At 62.7% G+C, this 11,954-nt stretch carries 14 protein-coding genes; 9 read left to right on the top strand and 5 right to left on the bottom strand.

Annotated features, from left to right (window positions below; translation table 11 throughout):
* Positions 1 to 117: 117 nt before the first annotated feature.
* Entirely contained in the window at positions 118 to 1,272 is a 1,155-nt protein-coding gene (locus tag ACQKPE_RS19735; RefSeq protein ID WP_427668297.1) for an MFS transporter, read from the top strand.
* Positions 1,272 to 1,808, top strand: a complete 537-nt coding sequence (locus ACQKPE_RS19730; RefSeq protein ID WP_427668296.1) for an oxidase — start codon at positions 1,272 to 1,274, stop codon at positions 1,806 to 1,808. Before ACQKPE_RS19735 ends, ACQKPE_RS19730 begins: the two co-directional genes overlap by 1 nt.
* 86 nt (positions 1,809 to 1,894) lie before the next feature.
* Here the strand turns inward: ACQKPE_RS19730 and ACQKPE_RS19725 are convergent, their stop codons facing one another.
* Positions 1,895 to 2,167, bottom strand: a complete 273-nt coding sequence (locus ACQKPE_RS19725) for a DUF3509 domain-containing protein (RefSeq protein ID WP_427668295.1) — start codon at positions 2,165 to 2,167, stop codon at positions 1,895 to 1,897.
* A 266-nt stretch (positions 2,168 to 2,433) separates the two neighbouring features.
* Between ACQKPE_RS19725 and ACQKPE_RS19720 the strand changes: the two genes are divergently transcribed.
* A complete protein-coding gene (locus tag ACQKPE_RS19720; RefSeq protein ID WP_427668294.1) occupies positions 2,434 to 2,955 on the top strand; it encodes an ankyrin repeat domain-containing protein in 522 nt (173 codons plus the stop codon).
* Between the two features lie 57 nt (positions 2,956 to 3,012).
* Entirely contained in the window at positions 3,013 to 3,543 is a 531-nt protein-coding gene (locus ACQKPE_RS19715) for a hypothetical protein (RefSeq protein ID WP_427668293.1), read from the top strand.
* Positions 3,544 to 3,602: 59 nt separating this feature from the next.
* Here ACQKPE_RS19715 and ACQKPE_RS19710 read toward each other — a convergent pair whose 3' ends face one another.
* On the bottom strand, positions 3,603 to 4,541 hold the full coding sequence (locus ACQKPE_RS19710) for a ZIP family metal transporter (RefSeq protein ID WP_427668292.1): 939 nt from the start codon (positions 4,539 to 4,541) through the stop codon (positions 3,603 to 3,605).
* A gap of 127 nt (positions 4,542 to 4,668) precedes the next feature.
* Here ACQKPE_RS19710 and ACQKPE_RS19705 point away from each other — a divergent pair, with 127 nt between their 5' ends.
* From ACQKPE_RS19705 to ACQKPE_RS19690, 4 genes are all read left to right on the top strand, one after another.
* Positions 4,669 to 4,863, top strand: a complete 195-nt coding sequence (locus ACQKPE_RS19705; RefSeq protein ID WP_427668291.1) for a PLDc N-terminal domain-containing protein — start codon at positions 4,669 to 4,671, stop codon at positions 4,861 to 4,863.
* Positions 4,864 to 5,015: 152 nt separating this feature from the next.
* Entirely contained in the window at positions 5,016 to 7,094 is a 2,079-nt protein-coding gene (locus ACQKPE_RS19700; protein WP_427668290.1) for an LTA synthase family protein, read from the top strand.
* A gap of 144 nt (positions 7,095 to 7,238) precedes the next feature.
* Positions 7,239 to 7,475: a hypothetical protein gene (locus ACQKPE_RS19695; protein ID WP_427668289.1), complete on the top strand. Its 237-nt coding sequence runs from the start codon at positions 7,239 to 7,241 to the stop codon at positions 7,473 to 7,475.
* 191 nt (positions 7,476 to 7,666) lie between these two features.
* Positions 7,667 to 7,999 carry a ribonuclease E inhibitor RraB gene (locus ACQKPE_RS19690; RefSeq protein WP_427668288.1) on the top strand — a complete coding sequence of 111 codons (333 nt, stop codon included), beginning with the start codon at positions 7,667 to 7,669 and terminating at the stop codon, positions 7,997 to 7,999.
* Here the strand turns inward: ACQKPE_RS19690 and ACQKPE_RS19685 are convergent.
* Positions 7,996 to 8,811, bottom strand: a complete 816-nt coding sequence (locus ACQKPE_RS19685; RefSeq protein WP_427668287.1) for a c-type cytochrome — start codon at positions 8,809 to 8,811, stop codon at positions 7,996 to 7,998. The two genes, ACQKPE_RS19690 and ACQKPE_RS19685, sit on opposite strands and share 4 nt — an antisense overlap.
* A 525-nt stretch (positions 8,812 to 9,336) precedes the next feature.
* On the opposite strand from ACQKPE_RS19685, the gene ACQKPE_RS19680 reads away from it, so the two are divergent.
* Positions 9,337 to 10,068 (top strand): amidotransferase, encoded by a 732-nt coding sequence (locus tag ACQKPE_RS19680; RefSeq protein ID WP_427668286.1) that lies wholly within the window; start codon positions 9,337 to 9,339, stop codon positions 10,066 to 10,068.
* A 49-nt stretch (positions 10,069 to 10,117) separates the two neighbouring features.
* Here ACQKPE_RS19680 and ACQKPE_RS19675 read toward each other — a convergent pair whose 3' ends face one another.
* Positions 10,118 to 11,089: a magnesium and cobalt transport protein CorA gene (locus ACQKPE_RS19675; RefSeq protein WP_427668285.1), complete on the bottom strand. Its 972-nt coding sequence runs from the start codon at positions 11,087 to 11,089 to the stop codon at positions 10,118 to 10,120.
* Positions 11,090 to 11,165: 76 nt separating this feature from the next.
* On the bottom strand, positions 11,166 to 11,891 hold the full coding sequence (locus ACQKPE_RS19670) for a lysophospholipid acyltransferase family protein (RefSeq protein ID WP_427668284.1): 726 nt from the start codon (positions 11,889 to 11,891) through the stop codon (positions 11,166 to 11,168).
* Positions 11,892 to 11,954: the final 63 nt, after the last annotated feature.

Here is an 11,954-nt window from a genome sequence, read left to right as displayed (position 1 = left end):
GGACAAGCCCGCTCCCACAGGTACCATAGCGTTCTTGAGAGCAGTGGCAAACCTGTGGGAGCGGGCTTGTCCCGCGATGGGGCCGGTGCAGCAAACAGATCAGGGATAGGCAAACCGATGCCGCCCATTCCCTACTGGCGCCTGTCCAGCTTCTACCTCTGTTACTTCGCCTTGCTTGGCGCCACTGCGCCGTTCCTGGCGCTGTACTTTGACCACCTGGGGTTCTCGCCGGCGCGTATCGGCGAACTGGTGGCCATTCCCATGCTGATGCGCTGTATCGCACCCAACCTCTGGGGCTGGGTGGGCGACCGCACTGGTCAGCGCCTGCTTATCGTACGTCTGGGCGCCTTGTGCACCCTGATGACGTTCTCGTTGATCTTCGTCGACAAGAGCTACGCCTGGCTGGCGTTGGTCATGGCCCTGCACGCGTTCTTCTGGCATGCAGTGCTGCCGCAGTTCGAAGTGATTACCCTGGCGCACCTGCACGGGCAGACCTCGCGCTACAGCCAGGTGCGCCTGTGGGGCTCGATTGGCTTCATCCTGGCCGTGGTCGGCCTGGGGCGGCTGTTCGAGTGGCTGAGCCTGGATATCTACCCGCTCGCCATCGTGGTGATCATGCTCGGGATTGTCGCCGCAAGCCTCTGGGTACCGAACGCCCAGCCGGTGGAGAGCACCGAGCGGCGCGGCGCCGAGGGTTTCCTGCGTCAGCTTGCAGCCCCCGGCGTACTGGCTTTCTATGCCTGCGTGGCGCTGATGCAGCTCAGCCATGGGCCTTACTACACCTTTCTCACCCTGCACCTGGAGTACCTGGGCTACAGCCGTAGTGCCATCGGCCTGTTGTGGGCCCTGGGGGTGGTCGCCGAAGTGCTGCTGTTCATGCTGATGAGCCGGGTATTCGCACGGTTCTCGGTGCGCCGGGTGCTGCTGGCCAGCTTCCTGCTGGCCTCGCTGCGCTGGCTGCTGCTGGGCAACCTGGCGGACATTCCAGCAGTGCTGGTGTTCGCCCAGGTGCTGCACGCGGCCACCTTCGGCTGCTTCCATGCGGCGTCCATCGCCTTCGTGCAAGCCAGTTTCGGTGCCCGCCAGCAAGGCCAGGGCCAGGCCCTGTACGCCGCGCTGTCGGGCGTTGGCGGCGCATTGGGTGCGCTGTACTCGGGCTACAGCTGGAAGCTGCTGGGGCCTCACTTCACCTTTGGTATGGCGAGCATCGCGGCGCTGGCCGCAGCCGTTATCATTGCCGTTCGTTTGCAAGAGACCAGGAACAGCCCCTGATGAGCATCCTCAGTGTTTTCCACCCAGAAAGCCCACAGCAGCCACGCAAGGTGCTGACCCATCATGAAGACGTGGCCACGACCTTGGCCGAGCAAGGTGTGCGTTTGACCCAGCAGCCTCATGACGTGCGTATTCGTCCTGGCAGCGGGGAAGAAACCGTACTCGCTCAAGCCCGCCACTGGCTCGATGGGCTGATGACCGAATATGGTAGCCGGGCTTACCGCGTACTCGACCACGATGGCGCTGCGCTGCTCGATGCCAGCCTGCGCGATGAGCAGGTTCACGACGCCGATGAAGTGTTCGCGGTCATCACCGGGCGCGCCCAGGTCAGCCTGCGCCTGGGGGGGCAGGTGTTTTCAGTCCTGTGCGAGAAGGGCGATGTGCTGGTGATTCCGTCCGGGACCCGGCGCTGGGTAGACCTGGGCGAAACGCCGTTCTGCCTGGCCGTGCGCCTGTTCGCCAGTGAGCAGGGTGCCCTTGGGCGCCTCACGGGTGACCCGCAAGCCCGGGAGTTCCTGGGCTTCGACGAGTTTTGAAGGGCTGAAATAGATCGCGGGGCAATCCTCTTCTCACAGAATCCCTTCGTGAGAGGAGGATTGCCCCGCGAAACGGAGTGCCGCAATCAGCGGTAGGTCGGCAAGGCGAACCGCTGTTGACTCTGCAGCATGGTGATAACGGGCAGTTCACTGGCCTGTTCGGCAAGGTCGCGGCGAATGGCGCTGATAGCCCAGGACAACTGCTCGGCGCTGTGCAGTTGCGCATAGGACAACACGCGACGAGTAACGGTGCCGTCGGCAGCGCGCAAGGTCAGCTGAACGCCACCGTCGGGGCGAGGTTTGGTCTCGACCTGGTAGGCGCTGAAGACCGAGGCAAATTTTTCCTGGATAAGGTCCATATCAACTCCTGGCTGTTGTGTTGGCAGACATGAGTTGATGGTTGCAGTGAGCGTGCCAGGCAGGCCTTCTTGTAAATTTCCTTTTTAATCAAATAGTTATATAATTATTTTGTAAGCTGCCTCGTGCGTTTTGCAAGGTCGTGCATTTTGCACAGTGCATTTTGCAATGCGATAGAAGTCGTCTTGCAGCCCCATAGAATTTGAACCTTTGACCCCCTGCGATGGCCCGACAAGAATTGGGCCCTATCACTGCCAGGAGGTTCAAGATGTCCGACCAACAGTCCAGTACCATGACCCAGGACGAGCACGCGCTCTTTGCCGAAGAAGTGTTCGAACGTGCCCGTCGTGGCGATGCCGCAATGCTCGAACGCCTGCTGTTGGCAGGTCTGCCGGCCGACCTGAGCAACCACAAGGGTGACACGCTGCTGATGCTCGCCAGCTACCACGGTCATCAAGAGGCGGTTCGGGTGTTGCTCAAGCAAGGCGCCGACCCGCTGATCGCCAACGACAACGGCCAGCTGCCGATTGCCGGTGCAGCGTTCAAAGGCGACCTGCCGATGATTCGTCTGCTGCTCGAACATGGCGTGCCGGTGGACGCTGCCGCCGCAGACGGGCGTACCGCGTTGATGCTGGCAGCGATGTTCAACCGCAGCGAGATCCTCGACTTCCTGCTGGCCCAGGGCGCCGACCCCAATCGCCAGGATTTTCGCGGTGTCACCGCCCTGGTTGCCGCCCGCACCATGGGCGCCAGCGAGGCAGCCGCGCGCCTGGAGGCGCTGGCCGGTTAACGGTTGGGGGGTGTTTGCGGCTATCCTTGGCGCCTTTTCCGCCACCGTAGGCCCCCCATGAAAAACCTGTTGCTCGAATTCATCAGCCTTATCGGCGCCGGCTGCATGCGCGAGCAAGACATCGAGCGCATCGCCGATGAGGCCGCCCAGGCCTACGCCGACCCCGCTGCCTTCCTGGCCGCTAACCCCGACATCAACTACGACGACAGCTTCCCGATTCCGCTGGGTGAATGGGTGGTGCTCGGCAGTCTGCCCGACACCGTGCTGTTCCAGGCCGACAGCTACCAGGCGCTGTTCCAGTGCATCAGCGACTCATTCGACCAGGGTGTGGCATTCAACCTCAAGCCCAAGCAGCTGGCCCGTACCGAGCCGCTGACGGCGTTGAACCGTATCCAGGTGCAGATGGGCGCGTTGAACAAGGAGGCGGGCGGCTACATGCTGCTGAACTTCAGCCAATTGCTCGATGACGAGCTGCAGATGGTGATGGTCGGCCAGCATGACCTGGCGCGGGTGCTGGAGCTGGGGGCCGAGCTGGGCATCAAGGTGGAGCCGGCGCTGGAGGCGTTGAAGGTGGCGGTGCACGTCTGAGGCGGTGCCAATAAGTAGCGTGCCGGCCCAGTGCAGGGCCAGCATTTCATTGCGGGCGATCAACCCAACGCAGTATCCAGGAACATCATCATCCCAAACCCACCCATCAAGCCCAAAGTCGCGGCTGTCTGGTGCCCATTGCGGTGGGTTTCCGGAATCACCTCGTGGGACACCACGAAGATCATCGCCCCTGCCGCCAGGCCCATGCTCACTGGGTAGGCGAGGGCAAAGCCGGTAGAAATACCCAGGCCGATCACCGCGCCCAACGGCTCCATCAGGCCGGAGCCGATGGCCACAAGGGCCGCCTTGAGGTTCGACAGGCCGGTCGCGCGCAAGGCCAGCGCCACGGCCAGGCCCTCGGGAATGTCCTGGATGGCGATGGCGCTGGTCAGCGGCAGGCCGATGCTCAGGTCGCCATTGGTGAAGCTCACGCCGATGGCCATGCCTTCCGGCAGGTTGTGCAAGGTGATCGCCAGCACGAACAGCCACACCCGGCCAATGCGCGCCGCTTCCGGGCCGCAGGGGCCGGTGCTTTCGTGTTCGTGAGGGGTGAAGCGATCCAGGCCGAGCATCAGCAGTACGCCCAGGCCCATGCCCAGTACGACGGTGAAGGCCGCTGCCGGGCCGTTGCCGGTGATTTCACGGGCGGCGTCGAGCCCGGGCAGTATCAGCGAGAACGAACTGGCCGCCAGCATCATCCCGGCGGCAAAACCGAGCATGACATCCTGGCTGCGTGCGCTGACATCGCGCAGCACCACTGCCAGCACCGCACCCAGTGCCGTGGCGGCAAACCCGGAAAGCCCGCCGAGCATGGCCAGGTGCAGGTTTTGCGAGTGCTCGCCATTGACCGCGTTCCACAGGCTTGCCAGCAGCAGGAAGGCGACCGCCAGCAGGCTGATGCCCAGGCCTGCGCTGAGCCATGGCGTGTCGAGGGCCTGTTGGCGCCAGGCGCTGATCATCGACGGTGGGGCGCTGTGTTCGGAGTGGGCGGGGGGCATGGGAACCTCGCAGGCAATGGATGGAAGCAGTCTACCCAGTGACACGCCAGGCCAGCCAAGGATTCCCTTCTATCAGGACGATAGCGGGCTATGCTGGCCAGCATCGATCCACAACCGGAGCACTGTCATGGGGTCCACGTTCAACAGCCTGGTCGGGCTGGTCATTCTCGCCTTGGACATCTGGGCGATTCTCAATGTGCTCAAAAGCGGCAGCGAGGTGGGCATCAAGGTGTTGTGGGTACTGTTGATCCTGTTGTTGCCGGTACTGGGGCTGATTATCTGGGCTGTTGCCGGGCCAAGAGGCAACGTGCGCATCGGCTGATGCCTGGGGGGGCGGGGCCGGTAACAAAATTTTCACAGTGGATTCACCAGAATCCGCGCCGCACGCACGTCGTGCAGGCCGTCTTCGGTCTTTCCAGGTCGCAAGGCGGCACCGCTTTTGCGTAACACTCGAAATCCTAGGATCCCCCATTCATGGCTAACACGGATGCCTTGAAGCAACGTGCCGTGCCGGCAGCGTTCGCGCCGACCCTCACCTCGCACTTGACCTACACGCTGCTGTGCGGCCTGGCGATCATGTTCATGCTCAGCCTGGTACGCCTTGCGTTGCTGGCCTACAACAGCGACATGATCGGCGACACCCCCTACAGCACCGTCGCCGAGGGCTTGTTCAATGGCCTGCGCTTCGACCTGCGCGTGGTGGTGTACATCAGCATACCGCTGCTGTTGGCAGTGCTCAGCCCGTGGGCCATGGCCCGCCGTGGTTTCTTCCGTTTGTGGCTGACCTTGGCGGCAAGCACCGTCATGTTCCTCGGCCTGATGGAGATGGACTTCTACCGTGAGTTCCACCAGCGCCTGAACGGCCTGGTGTTCCAGTACATCAAGGAAGACCCCAAGACCGTCATGAGCATGCTCTGGTACGGCTTCCCGGTGGTGCGCTACCTCCTGGCCTGGCTGTTCGGTACCTGGCTGCTGAGCCTTCTGTTCAAAGGCATTGATCGCTTGACCCGAGGCGATGCCGGCCCTGGCAAGCTCACCGGCCTGCGCCGCGTGATGCCGTGGCACAAGCGCCTGGCGGTGTTCATGGTGGTGCTGCTGGTGGCGGTGGTCGCTGCCCGTGGCACCCTGCGCCAAGGCCCGCCCATGCGCTGGGGCGATGCCTTCACCACCGACTCGCACTTCGTCAATCAGCTGGGCCTGAACGGCACCCTGACGCTGATCGACGCGGCCCACAGCCGCTTCGGCGAAGACCGCGCCAATGTCTGGAAACCGGTGCTGGAAACCGAAGTGGCCCAGCAAACCGTGCGCGACATGCTGCTGACCCCCAACGACACGCTGGTCGAGGCCGACCAGGCGGCGATTCGTCGTGAGTTCACCCCGCCCGCCGAACGCACCCTGCCGGTCAAGAACGTGGTGGTGATTCTCATGGAAAGCTTCGCCGGCCACTCGGTGGGTGCCTTGGGCAGCCCTGCGGGCATCACCCCGTACTTCGACAAGCTGGCCAAGGAGGGGCTACTGTTCGACCGTTTCTTCTCCAACGGCACCCATACCCACCAGGGCATGTTCGCCACCATGGCCTGCTTCCCCAACCTGCCGGGCTTCGAATACCTGATGCAGACCCCGGAAGGCAGTCACAAGCTGTCGGGCCTGCCGGCACTGCTCAGCGCCCGCGATTACGACGACGTGTACGTCTACAACGGCGATTTCGCCTGGGACAACCAGTCGGGTTTCTTCGGCAACCAAGGCATGACCACCTTCATTGGCCGCAACGACTTCGTCAACCCGGTGTTCTCCGACCCGACCTGGGGCGTGTCCGACCAGGACATGTTCAACCGCGGCCACGAGGAACTGGCCAAGCACGATGGCAAGAAGCCGATCTACGCGCTGTTGCAGACCCTGTCCAACCACACGCCGTACGCGCTGCCAAAAGACTTGCCGGTGGAGCCTGTGACCGGCCACGGCCGCCTGGACGAGCACCTGACCGCCATGCGCTACTCCGACTGGGCGCTGGGCCAGTTCTTCGAGAAGGCCCGCAAGGAGCCGTACTTCAAGGACACCCTGTTCGTCATCGTCGGTGACCATGGCTTCGGCAATAACCAGCAGATCACCGAGCTGGACCTGGGCCGCTTCAACGTGCCGCTGCTGCTGATTGCCCCCGGTATTCAGGACAAGTTCGGCGCCGTCAGTCACACCGTCGGTACCCAGGTCGACATCGTGCCGACCATCATGGGCCGCCTCGGTGGCCAGGTGCGCCACCAGTGCTGGGGGCGCGACCTGCTCAACCTGCCCGAAGGCGACCAGGGCGTGGGTATGATCAAGCCCTCAGGCAGCGAGCAGACCGTCGGCCTGGTGCAGGGGGATCGCATCCTTATCGAGTCCAAGGACATGGAGCCCAAGCTGTACCGCTACCAGCTGGGCCGCGAGTTCAAGGCCGAATTGATCCAAAGCCCGGATCAGGCTGAGATGCTCAAGAAGCTCGAGGCGTACATCCAGACCGCGACCAAGAGCCTGCTCGACAACACCGCTGGCGTGATCCACGGCACGCCGCAGTAAAGCCTCTGCCCGTCAACGCAGCCCGCCCTCTACCGGCGGGCTGTTTTCATCTGCGTCGGGTTAATTTCGCTGAACAACATCCTGGCTTGGTGGTCAAGTCAGTACGGATGTCACTCACCGTTGTTCGTTAGCGAGGGTTGATCGATGAAAGAGTGGGAAGTCATCTTTGCCGACCAGAAAGGCGAACCGACATCGTTGCGGCTCGCCAGTGAGCATTGCCCCAGCGAAGAAGACGCAGCACGAGCCATTCGCTCGCACCTGTTTCCGGTCATGGACGAGCTTGACCTGAACGACTTCCAGGGCCGCACCCATGCGCCCACGGCACGCTGGCTAAAGGAGCAGAACGGCGTGACCATCAGCGAAATCCGCGAAGCTTCCTGAAGGCCATTCTGGCGTGGTGCTGTACCAGGCACTACGCTGGAAAAAGGCGCTGGTCACTTCTGCGGGCCCGCGTCGGTTCCATTCGCGTCTTGCATCCGCTCGAACTGCCAGGCACGCCCCCTAGGGTGCGCCTCGCAGGTGCTGTAGTTAGTGCACTGAAAGTCTATCCATCGATTTGAGGAGGACGTTTCATGAGCAGCCAGAACGACGACATCAGCAGCAGTGTTCTTCGCCAGATGAAAGCTGGCGGTTTCGACTTCACCCGTATTCACCCTATCGAGTTCTATGCGGTATTCCCCGATGAAGCCGGTGCCCGCCGGGCCGCCGGGCAGTTCCGTGGCGAATCCATCAATGCCCAGGTGCGTGAGCGCGACGATGGCGTCTGGCACCTGGAACTGAGCAAGGTGATGTACGCCACCTACCGCGGCATCGGCGCCTTCGAGGAAGCGTTCGAGAGGGTGATTTCGCCGCTCGGTGGCGAGGTGGAAGGGTGGGGCGTACGGCAGGAACGCCTGATCGCCTAAGGGGTGGCCGTGTAGTGCTTACGCCCGGCCATGTGTTTCAGGTAGGCCAGCACGGCATCGAGTTCCTGTTCACCCAATACGCTTTCCGGGAACCCTGGCATGCGTGCTTGCGGCCACTGCCGCAGGCTTTGCGGGTCGCGGATGAAGCTGCGCAGGAAGGCCGGTTGGAAATACTCCGTGGGGTTGTGCGGCAGGTTCAGGTCTGGGCCGAACTGCGCGTCACCGGCGCCATTTAGGCGATGGCAGGCCAGGCAGTTCTGCTGGAACAGCGCAAACCCCTGGCGTACCGGGTCGTCAGCGGGCACCTCAGGGGCGGGCAGCAGGGCCGGGAAGCGCGCTTCGACAGGGGCCAGGAGGCGAATGGTGGCGACTTGGAAGGGCCATTGCTCAGGGCGGATGCCGCTGGCTTCAGGGTGGGTCCACACCAGGTAGAACGGGCCGGCGCTGGGTTTGCCCTTGGCCAGGGGCGGCCACGGTTGGCCTGGGTTTTCCACGGCCAGCCAGGCTTGTGCAGGGCCGCTTTGCAGCAAAGGCGCAGCGGGCATTTCGGCAGCGAAACCATCGAGCGCCACCGCTTGCAGGTGGTCGTCAGGGCGCACCCCCTCAAGCAATGTCGCCAGTGGCACGGCGCGGTAGCGCATGGTGCCCTTGTAGGTCACGTCCTGGTTTATGGTGATATCACGAGCCTGCGGGTGTTCGAGCAGCTGCGTCGTCTGCCAATGCTGTGTGTGATCTCCCAGCTCCAGGTTCAGCTGCGCCGCTTGCAGCGGCAAACCGAGCAGAATCAGTAGCAAGGGCAGGCAGTGGCGCATGGGTAATCTCCAACCATCAGGGTCGGCAGATTACCTGTGTGCAGCCTGGGAGTGCCACCGCCGCTTCAACCGAACAATCGGGTAAGGTTCGGGAGAATCAGCAGCAAGGTGGTGGCGAACAATATGAGTCCGGCTTGACGTAGTTTCGATTGTCTGAACATGGCGGATCGCCTTCTTGTTGTTATTCCTGACGAGCCCTTGGCTTCCCTGTCGCGCTTCGGGTCGATCACAATGGCGCCGCAACGCGCCGTTTCCGCAACCTCTGGTGTCTGGATATACCTCCAAAGGTAGGGCGAACATTCGCTCTATTTGAGAACCCTTTGATCTAAATGAGTTCAGGATGGTTTATTTAGGTTATGAGGCTAGTGGCCACTTCGCTGGCATGCTCTGACTAGACCCTTGCGTGAGTGCCAAGAGTCATTGCTTGGCTGCCTACCGTTCGTCAGTGCGTCCTACTTGCTTGTACGGGTCTTTCGCGTCAGTCTCTACAGCAGTTTCCCACCCATGTCGTTCAGGACTATCCCTATGTCGTTACGCATCTGCATCCTTGAAACCGATGTCCTGCGACCGGAGCTGGTCGCGCAGTACCAGGGCTACGGAAGGATGTTCGAGCAGCTGTTCTCGCGTCAGCCGATCGATGCCGAGTTTTGCGTGTACAACGTGATGAACGGCGACTACCCGGCCGACGACGAACGTTTCGACGCCTACCTGGTGACCGGCAGCAAGGCCGATTCGTTCGGCAGCGACCCGTGGATCCAGACGCTGAAGGTCTATCTGCTCAAGCTCTACGAGCGTGGCGAGAAGTTGCTGGGTGTGTGTTTCGGCCATCAGTTGCTGGCGCTGGTGCTTGGCGGCAAGGCCGAGCGTGCCGACAAGGGTTGGGGCCTGGGTATTCACCGCTACAGCCTGGCGGCCCATGCGCCGTGGATGGACCCTGAAGTGACCGAGCTGACCATGCTGATCAGCCACCAGGACCAGGTGACCGCGCTGCCCGAGGGCGCCACCCTGATCGCCTCCAGCGACTTCTGCCCGAATGCGGCGTACCACGTGCGTGACCAGGTGCTGTGCTTCCAGGGGCACCCGGAGTTCGTGCACGACTACTCCCGCGCGCTGCTCGATGCGCGCCGCGAGCGGTTGGGGGATGAGGTGTACGAGAAGGCGGTCGCCAGCCTGGTGACCGAGCACCAGGGCGACCTGGTCGGGGAGTGGATGATGCGCTTTGTCGGGCATTCGAAGGACGCCAAGCAGGGCGTCTGAGCGTTCGACGGCGTCGTCTTCATCGCGGGCTTGCCCCGCGATGCTTTTCCTACAACCACCCCGAGCGCTTGAAGCTGGCAAACAACCCGCCACACCCCGCCACGATCACCCCCAGCACGACGAAATAGCCGTAGTGCCAACTCAGCTCCGGCATGTTCTGGAAGTTCATCCCATAGATCCCGGCAATGGCCGTGGGGAAGGCCAGGATCGCCGCCCAGGCGGCGAACTTGCGCTGTACGATGCTTTGGCGTGACGACTCCAGCAGCATGCCGATTTCGATAGTCTGGCTGGCGATATCGCGAATACCTACCAAGTCTTCCATCTGCCGCGTGACGTGGATCTGCACGTCGCGGAAATACGGGCGCATGTTCTTGTCGATGAATGGGAAGTTCAGGCGTTGCAGTTCTTCGCCAATTTCCACCATCGGCGCCACGTAGCGGCGCAGACGCAGGATATCGCGGCGCAGGCTGTGCAGACGGCGGATGTCCTCTTCCCTGAGTGAGCCCGCAAGCACGTTCTGCTCCAGCTCCTCGATCTCGCCATGGATCGCCTCGCTTACCGGCTGGTAGTTCTCGGTGACGAAGTCGAGCAGGGCGTAGAGCACGAAGTCCTCGCCGTGTTCGAGCAGCAATGGCCGTGCTTCGCAGCGTTGGCGTACCAGGGCGTAGGATTTCGAGTGGCCGTTGCGGCAGGTGATGATGTAGCCGTTGCCGGCGAAGATGTGGGTTTCGATGAACTCCAGCCGGCCTTCGTGACGTACTGGCGAATAGGTGACGATGAACAACGCATCGCCGAAGGTTTCCAGCTTCGGCCGGCTGTGTTTCTCCAGGGCATCCTCGATGGCCAGTTCGTGCAAGCCGAATTGGCGCTGCAGGTTGGCCAGCTCCTGGGCGTTGGGCTCCTCGAGGCCGATCCACACGAAGTGCCCGGGCTTTCGCGCCCATTCGGCGCCTTCGTCGAGGCTGATATTGGTGACCTTCCTGCCGGCGCTGTACACCGCCGCTGCGACGACTCGACCCATGGTTGCCTGCTTGTTCGGTTGGACATGGCAGACAGCTTGGGCCGAGTGCGCCAGGAGAGCAAGGCGCCTGGCGCTGTTACCGGTTGGCGTGGGGCAGTTCGCCGTCCATGCGGTCGATACACTGCTGCATCTGCGTCCGGCATTGCTCGATCAACGCGGGCAGGTCTTGCTGGCTGAGGCCTGCGGTGGGAATCGGCGGCAGCGAGCGGATGATCACCGTGCGCCGCCGCCAGCTGTTCAACCCCAAACGCATGGCGTAGCGGCTGACGCACACCGGCACGATCGGCACGCCGGCCTCCACGGCCATGTGGAAGGCGCCCTTCTTGAAGGCCAGCAACTGCTCGCCAGGGTTGCGCGTGCCTTCGGGGAAGATCCAGATCGAGGTGTCGTTGCGCAGGGTCCGGGTGGTCGCCTGCATGGCCTTGCGCGCCTGGTAGGCATTCTTGCGGTCCACCAGCACGTTGCCGCCAAGCCAGAACAGCTGGCCGAACAGCGGGATCCAGCCCAGGCTTTTCTTGCCGATGGCCACGGTGCGTTGCGGCACGACCCGCCCCAGGACGAACAGGTCGAAATTGGACTGGTGGTTGGCGACGATCACGCAGCCAGGCGGCAGGTCCCACAGCGGGCCGACTTCAGCCTTGACGTCCAGGCGTAGTAGCCAGGTCGCCGGTACGCTGTAGAGGCGGGCGAACACACGGCTGTTGTCGGGGTTGAAGGGCCGGCACAGGCCGACGAGCAGGCCGATGGCGCCCACCAGCAGAAAGTGCAGCGCCAGAAGAAGCATGCGAAACAGATAAAGCATGATGAGGCTCACACCAGACGGTCGCCCAGCAGTGTACGGTTGTGCACTGAATGGAGCAAACGG

It is taken from the genome of Pseudomonas sp. NPDC089554, from assembly GCF_050280645.1.
Lineage (GTDB): Bacteria > Pseudomonadota > Gammaproteobacteria > Pseudomonadales > Pseudomonadaceae > Aquipseudomonas.
The sequence above is the reverse complement of the archived record's forward strand: the minus strand, read 5'-3'. Positions and strand labels throughout refer to the sequence as shown.

Excerpts from the sequence above, each read along its gene's own strand:
- ACQKPE_RS19680 (WP_427668286.1), top strand. The coding sequence starts at position 9,337 with ATGTCGTTACGCATCTGCATCCTTGAAACCGATGTCCTGCGACCGGAG.
- ACQKPE_RS19730 (WP_427668296.1), top strand. The coding sequence starts at position 1,272 with ATGAGCATCCTCAGTGTTTTCCACCCAGAAAGCCCACAGCAGCCACGC.
- ACQKPE_RS19735 (WP_427668297.1), top strand. The coding sequence starts at position 118 with ATGCCGCCCATTCCCTACTGGCGCCTGTCCAGCTTCTACCTCTGTTAC.
- ACQKPE_RS19705 (WP_427668291.1), top strand. The coding sequence starts at position 4,669 with ATGGGGTCCACGTTCAACAGCCTGGTCGGGCTGGTCATTCTCGCCTTG.
- ACQKPE_RS19720 (WP_427668294.1), top strand. The coding sequence starts at position 2,434 with ATGTCCGACCAACAGTCCAGTACCATGACCCAGGACGAGCACGCGCTC.
- ACQKPE_RS19675 (WP_427668285.1), bottom strand. The coding sequence starts at position 11,089 with ATGGGTCGAGTCGTCGCAGCGGCGGTGTACAGCGCCGGCAGGAAGGTC.
- ACQKPE_RS19695 (WP_427668289.1), top strand. The coding sequence starts at position 7,239 with ATGAAAGAGTGGGAAGTCATCTTTGCCGACCAGAAAGGCGAACCGACA.
- ACQKPE_RS19670 (WP_427668284.1), bottom strand. The coding sequence starts at position 11,891 with ATGCTTTATCTGTTTCGCATGCTTCTTCTGGCGCTGCACTTTCTGCTG.
- ACQKPE_RS19700 (WP_427668290.1), top strand. The coding sequence starts at position 5,016 with ATGGCTAACACGGATGCCTTGAAGCAACGTGCCGTGCCGGCAGCGTTC.
- ACQKPE_RS19725 (WP_427668295.1), bottom strand. The coding sequence starts at position 2,167 with ATGGACCTTATCCAGGAAAAATTTGCCTCGGTCTTCAGCGCCTACCAG.
- ACQKPE_RS19685 (WP_427668287.1), bottom strand. The coding sequence starts at position 8,811 with ATGCGCCACTGCCTGCCCTTGCTACTGATTCTGCTCGGTTTGCCGCTG.
- ACQKPE_RS19715 (WP_427668293.1), top strand. The coding sequence starts at position 3,013 with ATGAAAAACCTGTTGCTCGAATTCATCAGCCTTATCGGCGCCGGCTGC.
- ACQKPE_RS19710 (WP_427668292.1), bottom strand. The coding sequence starts at position 4,541 with ATGCCCCCCGCCCACTCCGAACACAGCGCCCCACCGTCGATGATCAGC.
- ACQKPE_RS19690 (WP_427668288.1), top strand. The coding sequence starts at position 7,667 with ATGAGCAGCCAGAACGACGACATCAGCAGCAGTGTTCTTCGCCAGATG.